This window comes from Paraburkholderia sp. EG286B (genome assembly GCF_040965655.1).
Lineage (GTDB): Bacteria > Pseudomonadota > Gammaproteobacteria > Burkholderiales > Burkholderiaceae > Paraburkholderia.
The window spans coordinates 1-227 of sequence record NZ_JBFRCF010000296.1; the positions used below are offsets into that span (position 1 = coordinate 1).

Consider the following 227-nt stretch of genomic DNA (forward strand, 5'->3'; position numbering starts at 1 on the left):
GCGCAGGTCGCCAAGGCGCCGGAGGCGGTGGCGGTGGTCTGTGCGGAGGAGCGCGTGAGCTATGGCGAGCTCAATGCGCGGGCCAACCGTCTGGCGCATCATCTGACCGGGCTCGGTGTGAGGCCGGATCAGCCGGTGGCGATCTGCCTTGCGCGCAGTCCGGCGATGGTGGTGGGGCTGTTGGCGATCCTCAAGGCGGGGGGCGCGTATCTGCCGCTGGATCCGGC

General features: G+C 70.9%; 1 protein-coding gene. It reads left to right on the top strand.

Features of this window, described 5'->3' with window-relative positions:
- Positions 1-227, top strand: a 227-nt coding sequence (locus AB4Y42_RS44775) for an AMP-binding protein (RefSeq protein ID WP_368697959.1), incomplete at both ends; no start/stop codon positions are given.